Consider the following 17,553-nt stretch of genomic DNA (forward strand, 5'->3'; position numbering starts at 1 on the left):
GCCCCTGGGGATGCGGTGGGCCCAGACGACACCGTCCGCATGGAACTGCCCAAACTCTCCCCCGGAAAACGTTTCACCCTGCCCCGCCCCGTGGGCAGCGCCGATTCCCTTCTACTGGCCCGTCTGGCCGAACGTGACAAGGCAGGGGGCCGCACCACCGCCATCGTCACGGCCGACGCCACCGATGCGCAGCGGCTCATCGACGAGATGGCCTTTTTTGCGCCTGGCCTGCGCTGCGCGCTGTTCCCGGACTGGGAGACGCTGCCCTACGACACCTTCTCGCCGCACCAGGACCTGATCAGCGAGCGGCTGGCCACGCTGTGGCGCATCTCCCAGGGTGAAGCCGACGTGGTGCTGGTGCCTGCCACCACAGCGCTGTACCGCCTCGCGCCGCCCTCCTTCCTGGCGGGCTATACCTTCCACTTCAAGGTCAAGCAAAAGCTCGACGAAGCCAAGTTCAAGGCCCAGCTCACGCTGGCGGGCTACAGCCACGTGTCCCAGGTGGTCAGCCCTGGCGAATACGCGGTGCGCGGCGGGCTGATCGACCTGTTTCCCATGGGCTCGCTGGTGCCCTACCGGGTGGATTTGTTCGACGATGAGATCGACAGCATCCGCACCTTCGACCCCGACAGCCAGCGCAGCCTGTACCCCGTGCCCGAGGTGCGCCTCTTGCCCGGCCGCGAGTTCCCCATGGACGACGACGCGCGCGCGAAATTCCGCAGCCGCTGGCGCGAGATGCTCGAAGGCGACCCGACCAAGAGCCGCATCTACAAGGACATGGGCGCGGGCGTGGCTACGGCCGGCATTGAGTACTACCTGCCGCTGTTCTTCGACGAAACTGCCACGGTGTTCGACTACCTGGGCGGCGAAGCCACCGTGGTGCTCCATGGCGACCTGGAACCCGCCTTCCAGCGCTTCTGGCAGGACACGAAGGACCGCTTCCGTCTGGTGCAGGGCGACCCCGAGCGCCCGGCGCTGCCGCCCGAATCGCTATTCCTGTCGGCCGATCAGTTCTACACGCGCGCCAAGGAGCATGCCCAGCTGTCCATCCGCCCCGGGGTAGAGGACATTGCCGACAACCCCCACTTCCAGAAGCTCGGCGACCTCTCGGTGGTGCGCGGTGCCGAGGACCCGCTGGCCCGCCTGCACGCCCACATCCGCAACACCCAGCACCGCGTGCTGCTGCTGGCCGAAAGCGATGGCCGGCGCGAGAGCCTGCTCGACTTCCTGCGTGCCAGTGGCGTGAACCCGCCGGCCTTCGACTCGCTGGCCGAGTTCCAGGGCACGGCCGACGAAAAGGTGGGCATCGCCACCGCCGGCCTCACCGTGGGCTTCAGCTGGATCGAGGACGGCATCGACTTCGTCACCGAGACCGAGCTGCTCGCCGCCGGCCCCACGACGCGCCGGCGCAAGAAGCAGGAGCAGGTGAGCGACGTCGAGGCCCTGATCAAGGACCTGGCCGAGCTCAACGTGGGCGACCCCGTGGTGCACAGCGCCCACGGCATCGGCCGCTACCGCGGCCTGGTCAACATGGACGTGGGCAACAAGAACCCCGACGGCACGCCCGCCATGCAGGAGTTCTTGCACCTGGAATACGCCGACAAGGCCGTGCTCTACGTGCCCGTGAGCCAGTTGCAACTCATCAGCCGCTACACCGGCGTGAGCGCCGACGAGGCGCCGCTGCACAAGCTGGGCAGCGGCCAGTGGGAAAAGGCCAAGCGCAAGGCGGCCGAGCAGGTGCGCGACAGCGCGGCCGAGCTGCTCAACATCTACGCCCGCCGCGCCGCGCGCGAGGGCCATGCCTTCCGCTACAGCCCGCAGGACTACGAGACCTTTGCCAACGACTTCGGCTTTGAAGAAACGGCCGACCAGAACGCCGCCATCCACGCGGTGATCCAGGACATGATCAGCCCCCGCCCCATGGACCGCCTGGTCTGCGGCGATGTGGGCTTCGGCAAGACCGAGGTGGCGCTGCGCGCAGCCTTCGTGGCCGTGACGGGCGGCAAGCAGGTGGCCTTCCTCGCGCCCACCACGCTGCTGGCCGAGCAGCACTACCAGACGCTGGTGGACCGCTTCAGCAAATGGCCGGTGAAGGTGGCCGAGGTCTCGCGATTCCGTTCCGGCAAGGAGATCACCTCGGCCATCAAGGGCATCGGCGACGGCACGGTGGACATCGTGGTCGGCACGCACAAGCTGCTCTCCGAATCCACCAAGTTCCACAACCTGGGCCTCTTGATCATCGACGAGGAACACCGCTTCGGCGTGCGCCACAAGGAGCAGATGAAGGCCCTGCGCGCCGAGGTGGACGTGCTGACGCTGACAGCCACGCCCATCCCGCGCACACTGGGCATGGCGCTGGAAGGCCTGCGCGACCTGTCGGTCATCGCCACCGCGCCGCAGCGGCGCCTGGCGATCAAGACCTTCGTGCGCAACGAGGGCACGGGCGTGATCCGCGAGGCAGTGCTGCGCGAATTGAAGCGCGGCGGGCAGGTCTACTTTTTGCACAACGAGGTGGAGACCATCGAGAACCGCCGCCAGAAGCTCGAGGAGATCCTGCCCGAGGCGCGCATCGCCGTGGCCCACGGCCAGATGCCCGAGCGCGAGCTCGAACGCGTGATGCGCGACTTCGTGGCCCAGCGCTACAACATCCTCCTGTGCTCGACCATCATCGAAACCGGGATCGACGTGCCCACCGCCAACACCATCATCATGAGCCGCGCCGACAAGTTCGGCCTGGCGCAGCTGCACCAGCTGCGCGGGCGCGTTGGCCGCAGCCACCACCAAGCGTATGCCTACCTCATGGTGCCCGACGTGGAAGGACTGACCAAGCAAGCGCAGCAGCGGCTCGAAGCCATCCAGCAGATGGAAGAACTGGGCAGCGGCTTCTACCTGGCCATGCACGACCTGGAGATTCGCGGCGCGGGCGAGGTGCTGGGCGAGAACCAGAGCGGCAACATGCTGGAGGTGGGCTTTCAGCTGTACAACGAGATGCTCAACGAAGCCGTCAAGGCGCTTAAGGCCGGCAAGGAGCCGGACCTGCTGTCGCCCCTGTCCGTCACCACCGACATCAACCTGCACGCCCCCGCCCTGCTGCCCGACGACTACTGCGGCGACGTGCACCTGCGCCTGTCGTTCTACAAGAAGCTGGCCACGGCCAAGAACCCCGACCAGATCGACGGCCTGCTCGAAGAGATCGTGGACCGATTCGGCAAGCTGCCGCCGCAGGCCCAGACCCTGATTGACGTGCACCGCCTGCGCGTGCTGAGCCAGCCCTACGGAGTGGTCAAGGTGGATGCGGCCCCTGGCGTCATCAACATCACCTTCAAGCCCCAGCCGCCCATCGACCCGATGCGCATCATCGAGCTGATCCAGAAAAACAAGCACATCAAGCTGGCGGGCAACGAGAAGCTGCGCATCGAGCGCGAGCTGAAAGAACCCAAGGACCGGGCGCAGATGGTGCGGGACATCTTGCGCAGCCTGGGGCAGCCACTGGTGGTTGCTTGATTTTTAATGAAATTGGCCTCTAGCGCTTATCTGGCAATCGCTAGCAGCTATTAATAGCATAGCAAACAGAACCATGTGGCTGGAAGCCGCCCTCGTCCTCGTCGCTCTGGTTGCCGCTCTGGCGGCCCGTCCCTGGCGCATGCTGGCCAACCGCAAGCCTCTGGCACACGAGACGCAGGGCGCGCCGTCTGCGCTGTGGACGCCACTACTCGCCACGCTGGTCTTCCTGCCCTGGCTGTGGGCCCTGCCCACACTGCACGCCATGCCGCTGCAGCTGCAATGGTCGGGCGCCTGCCTAGTGGTGCTGATGCTGGGCTGGCCGCTGGCGATCCCGGTGCTGATGGGCGTGGGCATCGTGGCCTGCCTGATCTCCCCAGCGATGGCCTGGGCCGATGCGCTGGGTGCCACGGTGTGGCTGGGCGTGGTGCCTGCCACGCTGGCGCTGGGCCTGGGTGCGCTGCTGCGGCGCTACACCGGCACCAAACCGTTTGTCTATGTGCTGGGCCGTGCGTTTCTGGGCACGGTGGTCTGCGTGTTTGCGGCGGGTGTCCTGTCGCAGTGGAGCGGCCACCTGCTGCCCGGCGTGGGCGATGAGCTGTCGCTGGTGGCGCGCTGGCTCATGGCCTGGGGCGATGGGTTTGTCACCGGCATGCTCGCGGCGATTTTTGTAGCCTTCAAGCCCGAGTGGCTGGCCACATGGTCGGACCGGCTGTACTTGCCCCGGCCGGACTGAGCCTCGGCTGCTGCAGCGATGGTTGACACAGCGCAAGGGGTATCCGCCTTTGCAGCGCGATAGTGGACATCACACCAACAAGGAGTGCCCCACCATGAAGCTGCTGAACGATCTTTTCTCTACCGACTACGGGCTGATGAGCATCATTGGCATCGGGTTCATGCTGTGCATGGCCGCGTTTTTCCTGCGCATGTTCCTGGTCAAGATGAACGAACCACCTACGCCCAACCCCGCCACCGCCGGGCGCGCGGGCAACGGCAAGAGCCTGCCGCCTTCGCGCTGATCCGGCCCGCACGGTCTGAGCGCCGTAGCCCGGCACTGGGAAGCCGAGGAGGCGATGCTATTGCGGGCCGTAGCCCCTAAAAACGGCTCCCACGTTCTGCCATGGTCCACGGCCCGTTGCCGACAAACTCCAGCGCGCAGTGCATGCCGCCCTTTTCGACCCGGACACCCAGCCAAGCTTGCCGCCAGCGGCACAAACGTCTTAGCCCAGCGCCAGACTGTCCGCATCGAACGACGGTGGCCGCAAAAGGTCCTCGTCGATGCCCATCACTTTGCTGGCGCGCTACAGGGCCTGCCACAGGGGCGCAGGCATCTGCAGTATTTCTTCGGGAGAGGCTGACTGCGCAATCCATGCGCTGATGTCAACGTGCTGCTCGGCGGTGAGCAAGTCCAGGTGCAGCATTTCGTCAATGGTCTTCATCGGTGGTCTATCGGTGACGGGTCTAGGAGGCTGTCGGACTTGGAAATCGTCGGCTGCAAATCGACCGCAGCGGTCCATTTTTTACCGTCTTTTTGCCCCATAGCCGGGCTATGGGGCTGCAAATCCGGCAAAAACTGTCCTCGCTGGGGCCGATTTTCGCTTTCGACGCTCCAAGTCCGACAGCCTCCTAGCTGGCGAATGCCCCGCTGGCGCTGGGGAGTGGAAGCCCAAGGCTACCTGACAACCATCAACATGCGGCCGAGAGCGCCAATAACAACCGGGGCATGGCGAGCCCACGGCGCTCGGGAAACGCGACCATCCAGCCACGATCATGGAAGAACCTGGCCAGAGCCGGGCTGGTCGCCGTGGTGGTGAACCTGGCAGCGTCATTGCCCACGGCCCTGCAATGCCGAAACGCTACTCCCCGCGCCCCCGCACCTGCGCCCTGAACCCCCAGTTGTTCTCCAACCCCACATTCACCGCCTTCCCGCCGTCCTCGAATTTCAGCGTGACCACGGTGACCTCGCCATCCGCCACCGAGCGCGAGATGAGCTGAAAGGTCTGCGCATCAAGCCAGTGGCCCTTGATGGCGATGACCGCATTGGGTCCCTGCTGCGCGGTGCGGTACTTCCCGTCCAGGCCCAGCGGGCCGGCAACCGGCTCGCGCGGCAAATCGGGGCGGCTGCTGTCGAAGGTGACCTCATAGCGCGGGTTGGCAGGCGTGAGATCCAGCACCAGGCGCTGGATGCCCATGCCGTTGCGCTCCAGCAGCCAGGCCTTGCGCGAAACGGTGGCGGCCAGTTCGGGCGTGGTGGTGGGGATGGCGCTGGGCTTTTCCACCCCGGCGTCGCGGATACGGGCGGCCAGATGGTCCTGCCCGGCAGCGTCAGCAGGCAGGGGCTCGCGCGAGCGCACGGCGGCGGTGATGTGGTCGATGAACAGGGGCAGCGGGTAGTGGCGCCGGCCGGTCACGGCGACGACCACGTCGAGGTCGGGCAGCACCACGATGAGCTGGCGGTTGAAGCCGGCCGTGAAGTACGCGCGCTTGGACGGGATGCTCCACCAGCCGTTGGCGTACTTGAAGGCGGGCGCACCGTTGCTGGTGCCAAAGCCCATGTCCACCACGGGATTGAAGACCTGCTCCACCCAGGCGGCGGGCAGCAGCTGGCGGCCGTTCCACTGGCCCTTGCGCAGGTAGAGGTAGCCGATGCGCGCCATGTCGCGTGGGTGCAGGTACAGGCCCCAGCCGCCGACCTCCAGGCCCTGCGGGTCCTTGCGCCAGCGGACGTCGGTGATGCCCAGGGGGCCGAACAGGCGTTTTTGCGCATAGGCCAGGGTGCTGCCGCCGGTCTTGTGCGCCAGGATGGCCGAGAGCAGATGGGTGTTGCCACTGTTGTAGTTGAAGCCCGTGCCGGGCGCCTGGGCCATGGGCCGGTCGAGCACAAAGCCCTGCCAGTCGCGCGTGCGGGTCAGCTGCAGCATGGTCTCGGGCACGGCGTCGCTGAGCGGCTCGATCCAGTTCAGGCCCGAGGTCATGTCCAGCAGGTGGCCCACAGTCATGGCCTTCTTGGAGGCATCGGCGTTGGCGACCTTGCGGTCAGCAAAGAAGTCGAGCACGGGCGCATCGCGCGAGGCGATCAGCCCGTCCTGGATGGCCATGCCGGTGAGCGTGGCGACGACACCCTTGGTGGTGGAGTTGACGGCATGCTTGAGCCCCTCGCGGTACGGGGCATAGAAGGCCTCGGCCACCAGGCTGCCGTGTCGGGTGACGAGCAGGCTGTCCATGCCCTGCGCTGCGCCAAAGTCGACGAGCTTGGCCAGCGCTGCGGAGTCCATGCCCTGCGCCTCGGGCGTGCTTTCTGCCCAGTCGTCAGCAGGCCAGATAGCGGCGAGAGGGGCTTCGGCAGCCGATGCAGCGGGGGATGCGGCAGGTGATGCGGGGGCCGCTGCATCCTGCGCTCCCGCTGGGGTAAAAGGCACCGCCGCGCTGGCCAGCAGTACGGCCGTGGCCTGCCTGCGGTTGATCCATGTCGCGGAGACTTTCTCTCCCGCGTTGCCGTCTCTGTGCATGGCCATCGTCAGTACCCTCAGTGCATGTTGTGCAGAAATCATATGCGCCCAGGGGCCCGTACTGCACATCGTCCGCATCCAAGGCAAACCCAAGAGCTGGAAGCAACCGCTCTCGGCCGCGAGCCGCGGAATTTATGCCCTGCGGGGCGATACGGTTTGGGGCTGTCGAGTACGCAGGCGCGAGCGATACCATTGCAGGTTGTGCTCCCCCAAAAAATCGACTCCCACGTTCTGCCATGACCCACGCTACCGAATTCGCGCCCGGCCTTGTTGTCCAGGGCATTGAAGCCCCCCTGTCCCTGTCGAGCTACAAGCTCATCGCGTTTGACATGGACTCCACCCTCATCAACATCGAGTGCGTGGACGAAATCGCCGACGCCGCAGGCCGCAAGGCCGAGGTGGCCGCCATCACCGAAGCGGCCATGCAAGGCGTGATCACCGACTACAAGGAAAGCCTGCGCCAGCGCGTGGCCCTGCTCAAGGGCGTGACGGTGCAGCACATGGAACAGGTGTTCACCGAGCGCCTGCGCTTTAACCCAGGCGCCAAGGAGCTGATCACCGCCGCCAAGGCTGCAGGCCTGACGACGCTGCTGGTCTCTGGCGGTTTCACCTTTTTTGCCGACCGCGTGAAGGCCGGGCTGGGCATTGATTTCGCCCGCTCCAACATGCTCGGAGTGCAAGATGGCCAACTCACCGGCCGCATGGTGGACCAGGCCTGGGGCGACATCTGTGATGGCGCCGAAAAGCGCCGCACGTTGCTGGAAGTGGCTTCGCTCATGGGCATCTCGCCCCAGCAGGCGATTGCCGTGGGCGATGGCGCCAATGACCTGCCCATGATGGGCGCGGCGGGCCTGTCGGTGGCCTACCACGCCAAGCCCGCCGTGCGCGCGCAGGCCAAGGTGGCCATCAACCAGGGCGGGCTGGATCGGCTGCTCGAAGTGCTGCGCTGATCCACGACGGCATCGCCCATCCAGTCATGCTGAAAGCCCGCATCACCCGCGCCGCACAGGCCCTGCGCCGGGGCTGGAAGCAGCACCTGGCCACCCTCGCACTCGCCTGGATCGCCATCGTGGCGGTGGACACCTGGCGCACACGCGACCTGCCCCAGGGCCCTGCGCCCGATGCAGTGCTGGTGATGGCCGCAGCCGCCGCTGGCACCCCTCCCGCAACCACCCTGGCCGCCTGGCGCGCCCAGCATCCAGGCCAGGCCGTGGCCGTGCACTTCTGGGCCGAATGGTGTTCCATCTGCAAGCTGGAGGAGCCCAGCATCGCCAGCCTGTCCACCGACTGGCCCGTGCTGGGTGTGGCCATGCAGTCGGGCAACGCCGACAAGGTGGCCCAGGTGCAGCGCCAGCGCGGCATGCCCTGGCAGACGGCGGTGGACCCGCAGGGCACCCTGTCGCGCAGCTGGGGCGTGCGTTCCGTGCCCGCGCTGGTGGTGATCGACGCGCACGGCCAGGTGCGGTTTGCCACCTCGGGCTACACGCCCGAATGGGCCATGCGCCTGCGGCTGTGGTGGGCGCAGACCATGCCGCAGTGGAAAGCATTGCTTCCAAAACAATAGCTGCTTGCGCTTTATGGACGCGCGCAGACGGCCATTTTGACCACTATTTTTTGCTCCACCGGGCGCCCTATGCCCTGATGCGCCCCGCGCTGCGTCTGGCGCAAATCTTCAAGACGCGCTCCCCCCGTCCTTTGCACACTGGCCCCGTCACACCCACGGATGCCCCATGCACATCACCCTGAACCAACAAGCCCAGCCGGTGCCTCCCGGCTGGGAGGACGAACCCCTGCTCTGGCTGCTGCGCGAGCCCCTAGGCCTCACGGGCACCCGCTTTGGCTGCGGCATGGGCCAATGTGGCGCCTGCACCGTCCTCATCGACGGCCAAGCGCAACGCGCCTGCCTGCAGACGGCGCGCGGGCTGCAAGGGCGCTCCATTACCACCATCGAAGGCCTAGCGACACCCGACGGCACGCTGCACCCCGTGCAACAGGCCTGGCTGGACCTGCGCGTGCCCCAGTGCGGCTACTGCCAGAGCGGCCAGATCATGGGCGCCGTGGCCTTGCTGCGCGCCACGCCCCGCCCGAGCGATGCGCAGATCGACGCCGCCATGTCGGCCCACCTGTGCCGCTGCGGCACCCAGCACCGGGTGCGCGCGGCCATCCACCAGGCTGCTGAAGGTGCGAAGCCATGAAGCGCCGCCAGTTTTTGGCAGCGACAGGCGCCGGGGTACTCACCGTCACGCTGGCGGGCTGCAGCCTGGTGCCGGTGATCCCCAAGCGCCCCACTTCCACCGCCGACGACGCGCTGGGCTGGATACGGCACGAAAACGGCCGCTACACCCTGTGGCTGCCCAGCGCCGAAATGGGCCAGCAGATCAGCGCCGCCATGCAGGGCCTGGCCGCTACCGAGCTGGGTGTGCCGCCCGCACAGGTGCACCTGCAACTGCCCAGCACCCGCCACATCGCCCGCGTGCGCGCCACCGTGGGCAGCGCCAGCGTGCAGGACTTTGCCCTGCCCCTGGCCCGCGCCTGCGCCACGCTGCGCGAGGCCCTGGCGCAAGGCCAGACCACGGGAACTCTGGCCCCGCGCGACATCCCGGCCAGCGCGCTGCGCAGCCTGCAGGCGCGCACGGGGGCCGCCAAAGAAGCTGCGGCGGCACCTGGCCAGCTGCACGCCCTCGTCACCGGCCAGCCGCTGTTTGCGGGCGACACGCGCCTGCCCGGCCTGCTCTATGGCCGCGTGCTGCGCGCACCGGTGTCGGCCGAAATCACCTCGCGCCCACAGGCGTGGGACGCGGCGGCCGCCCGCGCCGACCCGGCCTGCGTGGCCGTGGTGCAGCACCCGCGCCTCGCGCAGATGGGCAGCCTGGGCCTGGGCATCGTGGCGCGCACGCCCTCGGCGCTCGACCGCATCGAGGCCGCGCTGGCCGTGCAGTGGCAGGTGGACGATGGCAGTGCGTTCGAGCAGGCCGCCATCGACGAGCGCATCGACATCGACACCCACCTGCGCCGGGGCGCGCTGCAGCACCGGCTGCGCAAGGACGAGCTGCCCACAGACACAGCATGGACGCTGGACCTGCGCATGGACGTGCCCCTGGCCGCCCACGCGCCCATCGAGCCGCGCAGCGCAACGGCGCACTGGCTGGCTGCCGCAGACCAAGGAATCGCCCTGAAGGTATGGGCGGGCACCCAAGACCTGTTCTACATGCGCGACGTGCTCGCTCGCCAGCTGGGCCTGGATGCCGAACGTATCGAGGTGCAGGCCTGCCGCATCGGCGGCGGCTTTGGCGGCCGCACGCTGTGCACGGTGGAGCTGGAGGCCGCCGTGCTCGCCCAGGCTGTGGGGGCGCCCGTCAAGGTGCAATGGAGCCGCGCGCAGGAGTTTGCCCAGGGCTTCCAGCGCCCACCCTCCAGCCACCGCGTGCGGGCACGGGTGCAGGGCGGGCGCATCACCCACTGGTGGCATGCGCTGGCCAGCAGCCACATCCTGTTCACACCCGCCGCCATGCCGGTGTGGATGCAGACCCTGGCCGACCTGGCGGGCGACAGCGGCGTGGCGCGCGGCGCACACATGCCGTACGACGTGCCCCAGCAGCGCATCGAGTTCACCGCCCAGCGCCTGCCCGTGCACACCGGCCCCTGGCGCGGCCTGGGTGCGGGGCCCAACACCCTGGTGGTCGAGAGCGCCATGGACGAATGCGCGCGCCACGTTGGGGCCGACCCGCTGGACTGGCGCCTGCAGCACACCACCGATGCACGCCTGGCCCAGGTGCTGCGCCGCGCCGCCGCCGAGGCCCGCTGGCCAGAGCGCCCCGCCAGCGACGCCACCACCTTGCGCGGGCGCGGCATCGCAGGCGGTATCTACAAGGGCGTGAGCTACGCCGCCGCCGTGGCCGACGTGGAGGTGCAACGCGCCACCGGCCAGGTGCGCGTAACGGCGCTGTGGTGCGCGCACGACTGCGGCCTGGTGCTGCAGCCTGACGGCGTGCGTGCGCAGACCGAGGGCAACCTCGTGTGGTGCGTGGGCATGTTGCTGCACGAGCAACTGCCCGTGGCCCGCTCGGGCGTGGCCGCTGCCAGCTTTGCCGACTACCCGCTGCCACGCATGGGCGACGTGCCGCCGCTGCATGTGCACCTGATCGACAGCAGCGCGCCGCCCACCGGTGCCGGAGAAACCGCCATGGTGGCCGGGGCTGGAGCGATCACCAACGCGCTGCGCGACGCCACCGGCGTGCGTTTTGCCCGCCTGCCGGTGCGCAGCGCGGATGTGCTGCAGGCCTTGAGCACGCGGGACTAGGGATGTCCTGCATAACTCCCTGCGGTCCGTGATAGCGCGGCCTCGGGCGATCCGCTGCGTTGCTTTTCTTGCCAATAGCCGGGCTATTGGCTGCGAAAAGACGCCTTGCGGCCCATCCCGATCCGCACTACCACCGACTCGCGAGGGTTATGCAGGACATCCCTAGCGGGGCAGCACCAACGGCACAATCCGCCCATGCAAGACTTTGCCAGCGCCGCCATGGTCCGCCTGCTGGTGCGCGCCATGGCCGCGCACGGGCTGGTGCCGCCACCGCCCCCACCGGGTGCCGACGGGCTGGCCGCGAGCCACGTGCCCCTGGCCTACAAACGCAGCGTGGTCGAAGCCGTGCTGCACCAGGGCGGCCTGGGCACACTGCTGCAGCTGGCGCAGCGGGTGGACCTGCTGGCGGGCGACCCGGTGCACCGTGCGCTGCTGGGCGCCACCCACCCGCCAGAGCTACTGGCGCGCTGGCAGCGGCTGGAGCGATATGTGCATTCGCGCCACCAGGTCAGCGTCACCGCCAGCGCCCCGGGCACGCTGGCACTGCGCCACCACGCGCGCCCCGGTGTGCCGGAAGAACCCCACCCCACCGAAAGCCTGGCCGTGCTGGGCGTGCTGGTGGGTGCCAGCCAGGCCCTGGGCGTGCGCGGGGTGCGGGTGGAGATCGGCGCGCCCGAGGCCGCAGGCCACCGCGTGAACCTGCGGATGGAAGCCCCTGTCGCCACCCCGGCGGAACTGCACGCGCAACTGGCACCGCTGGCCGCGCGAAGGTTGCTAGGCCATTGGACCTTGCACTGGGAACCTCACGACAGCAACGCACCCACAACCTCCACTCAGCAGCCCAAGCCCGCCACCCATCTGTGCGATGCCCTGCCCTGGCCGCCGCTGGCGCACCAGCTGGCGCGCCATGTGCTGCACGACCCGGCCGCGCAGCACACGGTGGATGCACTGGCCCGGCACACCGGCCTGGCCCGCCGCAGCCTGCAGCGGGCGCTGACCGACAGCGGCCTGAGCTGCCGCCACATCGTGACCGAAGCCCGCGCTCGCGTGGCCGCGCAATGGCTGCTGGAGAGCCCGCATGGCCTCGCAGAAATCGGGTTTGCGTGCGGTTTTTCCGACCAGCCCCACTTCACACGCGAATTTGCACGCCATGTGGGCCTGACTCCGGCGCGCTACCGGCAGGCATTTGCAGTCGGAGGCATGCGAGGGTCGGATTTACTATCAATTTGATAGCAAAAACTCGATATCTATCGAGCGCAATGGGCCATTTTATTCAATATTTTCGGCTTTGGAGGGCAACCCGGCCACGGGTGCTCGCTTGCGCATGGCGCTGCCGCCCCGGGGCAGCGCCACCGTGGGCAGCAGGGCGCGTGCAGCTGACCCACCCGCAGCGGCCGGTGCCATCAGGTCGGCCAACGTCACGCTGTCCAGCACCGCCAGGTAGGCCTGCATGGCCTGCCACAGCACGCCCTTGAGGCGACAGTGGTTGCTCAGGCGGCACTGGTTGGTGCCGGGATCAAAACATTCCACCAGGTTGAAGTCGGTCTCGGTGGCACGCACCACGGCGCCGATGTTGATGGCCGACGCCGGCACCATCAGCCGCATGCCACCGCCCCGCCCGCGCGTGGTCTCCAGCAGCCCCTGGGCGGCCAGCTGCTGCACGATCTTCATCAGGTGGCTGCGCGAGATGCCGTAGCCCTCGGCCACCTCGATGATCGTTACAGGTTGCTCGCGGCCTTCGGTGGCTGCGCAGTACATGAGCACGCGCAGCGTGTAGTCGGTCCATTGGGTCAGGCGCATGGGTTTTGCCGCAGGTCAAGTTAAAGAGGTATGCAGGACGAATTTTATTGAATAAAATATTCACAACAAATGAATCTTTAAAAGGACCCGCCATGAACGCCCGCGTTGACCACCTGGATGCTGCCCCCGCCCACCCCACCCCGCTCAATGCCGACCAGCAGATCGGCCAGATCGCGGTGCAACTGCCCGGTGCCACGGCGGTGTTTCGGCGGCTCAAGCTCGACTTTTGCTGCGGCGGCCAAGTGAGCCTGTCCAAGGCGGCTGCCGACAAGGGACTGGACGCGAACGCCGTGCTGGCCGAGCTGGCGGCCCTGCAGCGCAGCGACGCCGTGCCCGAAGTCGCATCGCCCAGCGCACTGATCGACCACATCCTGGCGCGCTACCACGAGGTGCACCGCCAGCAGCTGCCCGAGCTGATCCGCATGGCCCGCCGCGTGGAGGCCGTGCACCGCGACAACCCCCATGTGCCCGCCGGACTGGCCGACCACCTGGAAACCATGCACGAAGAGCTGCTCTCGCACATGCTCAAGGAAGAGCAGGTGCTATTCCCCATGCTCAAGAGCGGCGGCAACCCCTTTGTGGGCCAGCCCATCGGCATGATGCGCGCCGAACACGTGGACCACGGCGAAGCGTTGGACAAGCTCAACGCCCTGACCAACGACGCCACGCCCCCCCAAGGCGCGTGCAACACCTGGCGCGCGCTGTATGCAGGCATTGCCCAGCTGGGCGATGACCTCATCAACCACATCCACCTGGAGAACAACGTGCTGTTCCCGGCGTTCGAAGCCGGCGCAGCGCCCTCGTCGCAAGGTTGCGGTCCGTCAGGCTGCGCGTGCAGCGGCGGGGGCACACTGCAGGCATGAACCTGCAAACCACTTCACCCGAGGGTCTTGGGGCACACGCACCACCCAGCGTGGAAAGCATCACGCAGCTGGTGCATGGCTTTTACGACGATGTGCGCCAGGACCCGCTGCTGGGGCCCGTGTTTGAAAAGGCCTTGCACGGCCAGTGGGACGCCCACCTGCAGCGGCTCGTGGACTTCTGGAGCACGGTGGCACTGGGCACGCGCAGCTTCAAGGGCGACGTGTTTGGCAAACACATGGCGCTGGAGGGCGTGACTCCCGCCCACTTTGCCGCCTGGGTGGGGCTGTGGCAGCAGCACACCAGCCGCCTGTTTGCCCCCGAGGTGGCGCACGACCTGCAGGTAGCGGCACACGGCATTGCGCGCAATTTGTTCCGGGGTTTCTTTGGCAGCGACCCGGCGTTTGTGACGCCGCACAGCGGGCACGGCGAGCGCTGAGCCCAGGCCTTTGCCTGGGTCTTTGCGCCAGGGCTACTTCTTCTTGTCGCCCGGTGTGAAGAACAGCGCCAGGCCCACCGCGATCAGCGCCACCGGCCACCACACCCGCAGCAGCTCGCGCAGGCTGATGCTGATCAGCCCCAGATTAGTCAGCAGAAAAAACACGCCCAGTACGACCAGAACAATGGCAGCGATATGGCCCTTCATGTGCATTCCCTCGGAGTAGTTGTGTATCTGAGGGCGATTATGGCGGGCCGGACAGCCGCGCCCCCAGGTGGTCCACAAACACACGCACCTTGGGGGACAAATGCCTGCTGGATGGCCACAGCGCGCGGAACTGGCGGCTGGGGCCCATGTCCTGCTCCAGCACACTGACCAACCGGCCATCGGCCAGGGCATCACGCACCAGAAAGTCGGGCAGACAGGCAATCCCGAGCCCGCGCAAAGTGGCGCCCAGAACCGCCTCGATGTTGTTGCAGGCAAGTACGGTGCGCAGGCGCGGCTCGGCGCTGGCCACGCCCTCGCGCCAAGGCCAATCGAGCAGCTTGCCGGAGTCCGGATGGCGAAACCGCACGCAGGCGTGCTGTTCCAGATCGCGCATGGCCGCAGGCGTACCATGGCGCGTCAGGTAGGCCGGGGCTGCGCATAACAGCAGCCGGAAGGCCTGCAACGGGCGCGAGACAAGGCGGGAGTCGCGCAGGTCACCGCTGCGGATGGCCACGTCAATGCCCTCGTCGATCAGATCGACCGCGCGGTCGCTGAAATTGATGTCCAGTTCCACCTCTGGGTGGCGGGTCAGAAACTCCGGCACCAGGGGGATCAGGAAGTGGTACCCCACGATGGGCGCGCTCACCCGCAGCCGCCCACGGGGGGCCTCGCGCGACAAGGACAGCATGGCCTGCGCATCGTCCAGGTCATCTAGGATGCGCCGGCAGCGTTCGTGAAACAGATGTCCCTCTGCCGTGAGCTGGATGCGCCGGGTACTGCGCTGCAAGAGCCGCACACCCACCTCCTGCTCCAGCCGCGCCACGCCCTTGCCCACGGCAGACGCGGATATCGCGAGCGCCCGTCCTGCCGCCACAAAGCTGCCAAGTTCCGCCGTTTTGACAAAGGCCAACATGCCGCTGAGCTTGTCCATCTGCCCTCACGTGATTGCTTGATACGGTCAATTCAAGCGATTTGGTCCGCAATGAAAGGAATGGGAGTTACTTTTTCCACCATTCAGGCCAGTTTAACCTTTGCCAAGTCCACAAAACCCGCACCATGCCCACTCCGTTGTTCATTCGCGCCGCAGTCGGCAGTCCCTGTGCTGTCCACGATTCGCTGCTTGGCCTGCAAGCTGAATACCTAGCCTGGGTATACGGCGAGATGGCGCGGAGCTTTTCCGCCCTTCCCACCCGCGATGCGGGACGGCTCCACACTGAAGGCAACGCCGAAGTGATTCAGGCGCTCTGCGCCGGGCGCACAACGGGCAGCGTTTTCTATCTGATGGAGGTCGATGGCGAAGCCGCCGGCATGTGCGGCCTACGTAGCCTGGGCGGCAACACCGCCGAGATCAAGCGCCTGTATGTCCGCCCGGCCTACCGGGGCATGCAGCTCGGGTCGTCCGCACTGCGCAGGCTGCTCGCCGACGCCCGTCTTTGGGGATACACCCGCATCTGCCTGGACACCGCCTTGTTCATGCAGGCTGCGCACTGTCTGTACGAAGCCCACGGCTTTACCGACTGTGCGGCCTACGAAGGCACCGAGGTGCCCGCCGCGCTGCAGGGCCAATGGCGCTTCATGCACCGCGCCATCACCCATCCTTGCCCATGAAAACGCTCTCCGCACGGCATGCCAGGCGCGCAGGCCTGGCAGCCATACTGCTCCTGCTGCCCCTGGTGCTGCAAAGCCTCGGACACCACTGGGTGCGTGTCGCAGACACCAGCCTGCTGTACGTGATGCTGGCGCTGGGCCTGAACATCGTGGTGGGCTATGCGGGCCTGCTGGACCTGGGCTACGTCGCCTTCTACGCCCTGGGCGCCTACCTGTTCGCGTTGCTGACCTCACCGCACCTGACCGACCACTTTGCCTGGATCGCGGCGCTGTTCCCGAACGGGCTGCACACCCCCTGGTGGGTGACCATCCCGCTGGGCGCGGCGCTGGCCGCCATCCTGGGCATACTGCTGGGGGCGCCCACGCTGAGGCTGCGCGGTGACTACCTGGCGGTGGTCACGGTGGGCTTTGGCGAGATCGTGCGCCTGCTGGTCATCAACCTGGGCCACCCGGTCAACATCACCCACGGCGCCCAGGGCCTGGGGCTGATTGACCCGGTCCGCATCCTGGGAGTGGACCTGGGCCAGCCCCTGGTCGTGGCAGACCACGAAGTAGCCTCCGTCACCCTCTACTACTACCTGTTCCTGACTCTGGTGCTGATCACCATCGTGATTTGCCAGCGCCTTCAGGATTCACGCATTGGCCGCGCTTGGATGGCCATCCGCGACGACGAGACTGCCGCGCGGTCCATGGGCATCAATACCCGCAATCTCAAGCTGCTGGCTTTTGGCGTGGGGGCCAGCTTTGGCGGAATCACCGGTGCCATGTTTGCTGCTTTCCAGGGCTTTGTTTCGCCCGAAGCCTTCAGCCTGAACGAGTCCGTGCTCATCGTGGCCATGGTGGTGTTTGGGGGCATGGGCCATATCCCGGGCGTGGTGTTGGGCGCAGTGCTGCTCGCGGCCCTGCCCGAAATGCTGCGCTATGTGGTCGGCCCTTTGCAGGCCGCGACCAACGGGCAGCTGGACGCCGGCGTGGTGCGCCCGCTGCTAATTGCGCTGGCGATGATCGTCACCATGCTGTGGCGCTCCAGTGGACTGTGGCCTGCACCCGACAAGACACAAGCACCCGGATCAACCGGGCATAGCATGTGACTTGCGGATCAGACCTCTGCAGCACCGGCCCCTCGCAACGGCTTGAGCAGATCCGACAGCCCATTGTGGTCAATCTCGTGCATCAGCGCCAGCAATTGCCCAAGCTCGCCTTTGGGGAAGCCCTCGCGCGCAAACCAGTTCAGGTAGTTGCCGGGCAGATCGGCCAGCAACGTGCCTTTGTATTTGCCGTAGGGCATCTCGGTGGTGACCAAGCGCTGCAATTTTTCCGAGTCCATC

At 67.1% G+C, this 17,553-nt stretch carries 17 protein-coding genes and 1 pseudogene; 12 read left to right on the top strand and 6 right to left on the bottom strand.

Annotated elements, in window-relative coordinates:
* The first annotated feature begins 39 nt into the window (after nt 1–39).
* The 3 genes from mfd to C8C93_RS10690 all read left to right on the top strand — a co-directional run bounded on the left by mfd (nt 40) and on the right by C8C93_RS10690 (nt 4,520).
* Nucleotides 40–3,504, top strand: coding sequence for a transcription-repair coupling factor (gene mfd / locus C8C93_RS10680; RefSeq protein ID WP_121506877.1), 3,465 nt, complete (start codon nt 40–42; stop codon nt 3,502–3,504).
* Nucleotides 3,505–3,577: 73 nt separating this feature from the next.
* The gene (locus tag C8C93_RS10685; protein WP_121506878.1) at nt 3,578–4,237 is read left to right on the top strand and encodes a hypothetical protein; all 660 of its coding nucleotides are present in this window, start codon (nt 3,578–3,580) and stop codon (nt 4,235–4,237) included.
* 94 nt (nt 4,238–4,331) lie between these two features.
* Nucleotides 4,332–4,520, top strand: a complete 189-nt coding sequence (locus C8C93_RS10690; protein WP_055393653.1) for a DUF3149 domain-containing protein — start codon at nt 4,332–4,334, stop codon at nt 4,518–4,520.
* A 201-nt stretch (nt 4,521–4,721) separates the two neighbouring features.
* On the opposite strand, the pseudogene C8C93_RS10695 reads toward C8C93_RS10690, so the two are convergent.
* Nucleotides 4,722–4,940: pseudogene (locus tag C8C93_RS10695) on the bottom strand (hypothetical protein).
* Between the two features lie 417 nt (nt 4,941–5,357).
* Nucleotides 5,358–7,016, bottom strand: a complete 1,659-nt coding sequence (locus tag C8C93_RS10700) for a serine hydrolase (RefSeq protein ID WP_121506879.1) — start codon at nt 7,014–7,016, stop codon at nt 5,358–5,360.
* A gap of 230 nt (nt 7,017–7,246) precedes the next feature.
* Between C8C93_RS10700 and serB the strand changes: the two genes are divergently transcribed.
* From serB to C8C93_RS10725, 5 genes are all read left to right on the top strand, one after another.
* Nucleotides 7,247–7,960 carry a phosphoserine phosphatase SerB gene (gene serB / locus C8C93_RS10705; protein ID WP_121506880.1) on the top strand — a complete coding sequence of 238 codons (714 nt, stop codon included), beginning with the start codon at nt 7,247–7,249 and terminating at the stop codon, nt 7,958–7,960.
* A 26-nt stretch (nt 7,961–7,986) separates the two neighbouring features.
* Nucleotides 7,987–8,574 carry a redoxin domain-containing protein gene (locus C8C93_RS10710; protein WP_121506881.1) on the top strand — a complete coding sequence of 196 codons (588 nt, stop codon included), beginning with the start codon at nt 7,987–7,989 and terminating at the stop codon, nt 8,572–8,574.
* 166 nt (nt 8,575–8,740) lie between these two features.
* A complete protein-coding gene (locus C8C93_RS10715) occupies nt 8,741–9,205 on the top strand; it encodes a (2Fe-2S)-binding protein (RefSeq protein WP_121506882.1) in 465 nt (154 codons plus the stop codon).
* Nucleotides 9,202–11,310, top strand: coding sequence for a xanthine dehydrogenase family protein molybdopterin-binding subunit (locus tag C8C93_RS10720; protein WP_121506883.1), 2,109 nt, complete (start codon nt 9,202–9,204; stop codon nt 11,308–11,310). Before C8C93_RS10715 ends, C8C93_RS10720 begins: the two co-directional genes overlap by 4 nt.
* A 195-nt stretch (nt 11,311–11,505) precedes the next feature.
* Nucleotides 11,506–12,540 (top strand): helix-turn-helix transcriptional regulator, encoded by a 1,035-nt coding sequence (locus C8C93_RS10725; RefSeq protein WP_121506884.1) that lies wholly within the window; start codon nt 11,506–11,508, stop codon nt 12,538–12,540.
* 39 nt (nt 12,541–12,579) lie between these two features.
* On the opposite strand, the gene C8C93_RS10730 is transcribed toward C8C93_RS10725, so the two are convergent.
* Nucleotides 12,580–13,110, bottom strand: a complete 531-nt coding sequence (locus C8C93_RS10730; protein WP_121506885.1) for an Rrf2 family transcriptional regulator — start codon at nt 13,108–13,110, stop codon at nt 12,580–12,582.
* A gap of 92 nt (nt 13,111–13,202) precedes the next feature.
* Here C8C93_RS10730 and ytfE point away from each other — a divergent pair, with 92 nt between their 5' ends.
* Both ytfE and C8C93_RS10740 read left to right on the top strand, forming a co-directional pair.
* Complete coding sequence (ytfE, locus tag C8C93_RS10735) at nt 13,203–13,973, top strand: iron-sulfur cluster repair protein YtfE (protein ID WP_199727015.1); 771 nt, start codon at nt 13,203–13,205, stop codon at nt 13,971–13,973.
* Nucleotides 13,970–14,410 carry a group III truncated hemoglobin gene (locus C8C93_RS10740; protein ID WP_121506886.1) on the top strand — a complete coding sequence of 147 codons (441 nt, stop codon included), beginning with the start codon at nt 13,970–13,972 and terminating at the stop codon, nt 14,408–14,410. The genes ytfE and C8C93_RS10740 overlap by 4 nt, the downstream gene beginning before the upstream one ends.
* 33 nt (nt 14,411–14,443) lie before the next feature.
* Here the strand turns inward: C8C93_RS10740 and C8C93_RS25235 are convergent, their stop codons facing one another.
* Nucleotides 14,444–14,617, bottom strand: a complete 174-nt coding sequence (locus tag C8C93_RS25235) for a LiaI-LiaF-like domain-containing protein (protein ID WP_171012331.1) — start codon at nt 14,615–14,617, stop codon at nt 14,444–14,446.
* A gap of 37 nt (nt 14,618–14,654) precedes the next feature.
* A complete protein-coding gene (locus C8C93_RS10750; RefSeq protein ID WP_121419660.1) occupies nt 14,655–15,548 on the bottom strand; it encodes a LysR family transcriptional regulator in 894 nt (297 codons plus the stop codon).
* A gap of 125 nt (nt 15,549–15,673) precedes the next feature.
* Between C8C93_RS10750 and C8C93_RS10755 the strand changes: the two genes are divergently transcribed.
* Entirely contained in the window at nt 15,674–16,225 is a 552-nt protein-coding gene (locus tag C8C93_RS10755; protein WP_199727016.1) for a GNAT family N-acetyltransferase, read from the top strand.
* Nucleotides 16,222–17,316: a branched-chain amino acid ABC transporter permease gene (locus tag C8C93_RS10760; RefSeq protein ID WP_121506888.1), complete on the top strand. Its 1,095-nt coding sequence runs from the start codon at nt 16,222–16,224 to the stop codon at nt 17,314–17,316. Before C8C93_RS10755 ends, C8C93_RS10760 begins: the two co-directional genes overlap by 4 nt.
* 8 nt (nt 17,317–17,324) lie before the next feature.
* Here C8C93_RS10760 and C8C93_RS10765 read toward each other — a convergent pair whose 3' ends face one another.
* On the bottom strand, nt 17,325–17,552 hold the full coding sequence (locus tag C8C93_RS10765) for a DUF3820 family protein (RefSeq protein ID WP_055402300.1): 228 nt from the start codon (nt 17,550–17,552) through the stop codon (nt 17,325–17,327).
* Nucleotide 17,553 lies beyond the last annotated feature (1 nt).

It is taken from the genome of Acidovorax sp. 93, assembly GCF_003633835.1.
Taxonomy (GTDB): domain Bacteria; phylum Pseudomonadota; class Gammaproteobacteria; order Burkholderiales; family Burkholderiaceae_C; genus Acidovorax; species Acidovorax facilis.

Excerpts from the sequence above, each read along its gene's own strand:
- C8C93_RS10700 (WP_121506879.1), bottom strand. The coding sequence starts at position 7,016 with ATGGCCATGCACAGAGACGGCAACGCGGGAGAGAAAGTCTCCGCGACA.
- C8C93_RS10755 (WP_199727016.1), top strand. The coding sequence starts at position 15,674 with ATGCCCACTCCGTTGTTCATTCGCGCCGCAGTCGGCAGTCCCTGTGCT.
- C8C93_RS10725 (WP_121506884.1), top strand. The coding sequence starts at position 11,506 with ATGCAAGACTTTGCCAGCGCCGCCATGGTCCGCCTGCTGGTGCGCGCC.
- C8C93_RS10730 (WP_121506885.1), bottom strand. The coding sequence starts at position 13,110 with ATGCGCCTGACCCAATGGACCGACTACACGCTGCGCGTGCTCATGTAC.
- C8C93_RS10720 (WP_121506883.1), top strand. The coding sequence starts at position 9,202 with ATGAAGCGCCGCCAGTTTTTGGCAGCGACAGGCGCCGGGGTACTCACC.
- C8C93_RS25235 (WP_171012331.1), bottom strand. The coding sequence starts at position 14,617 with ATGAAGGGCCATATCGCTGCCATTGTTCTGGTCGTACTGGGCGTGTTT.
- C8C93_RS10690 (WP_055393653.1), top strand. The coding sequence starts at position 4,332 with ATGAAGCTGCTGAACGATCTTTTCTCTACCGACTACGGGCTGATGAGC.
- C8C93_RS10715 (WP_121506882.1), top strand. The coding sequence starts at position 8,741 with ATGCACATCACCCTGAACCAACAAGCCCAGCCGGTGCCTCCCGGCTGG.
- C8C93_RS10750 (WP_121419660.1), bottom strand. The coding sequence starts at position 15,548 with ATGGACAAGCTCAGCGGCATGTTGGCCTTTGTCAAAACGGCGGAACTT.
- C8C93_RS10740 (WP_121506886.1), top strand. The coding sequence starts at position 13,970 with ATGAACCTGCAAACCACTTCACCCGAGGGTCTTGGGGCACACGCACCA.
- mfd (WP_121506877.1), top strand. The coding sequence starts at position 40 with ATGGAACTGCCCAAACTCTCCCCCGGAAAACGTTTCACCCTGCCCCGC.
- C8C93_RS10760 (WP_121506888.1), top strand. The coding sequence starts at position 16,222 with ATGAAAACGCTCTCCGCACGGCATGCCAGGCGCGCAGGCCTGGCAGCC.
- ytfE (WP_199727015.1), top strand. The coding sequence starts at position 13,203 with ATGAACGCCCGCGTTGACCACCTGGATGCTGCCCCCGCCCACCCCACC.
- serB (WP_121506880.1), top strand. The coding sequence starts at position 7,247 with ATGACCCACGCTACCGAATTCGCGCCCGGCCTTGTTGTCCAGGGCATT.
- C8C93_RS10685 (WP_121506878.1), top strand. The coding sequence starts at position 3,578 with ATGTGGCTGGAAGCCGCCCTCGTCCTCGTCGCTCTGGTTGCCGCTCTG.
- C8C93_RS10710 (WP_121506881.1), top strand. The coding sequence starts at position 7,987 with ATGCTGAAAGCCCGCATCACCCGCGCCGCACAGGCCCTGCGCCGGGGC.
- C8C93_RS10765 (WP_055402300.1), bottom strand. The coding sequence starts at position 17,552 with ATGGACTCGGAAAAATTGCAGCGCTTGGTCACCACCGAGATGCCCTAC.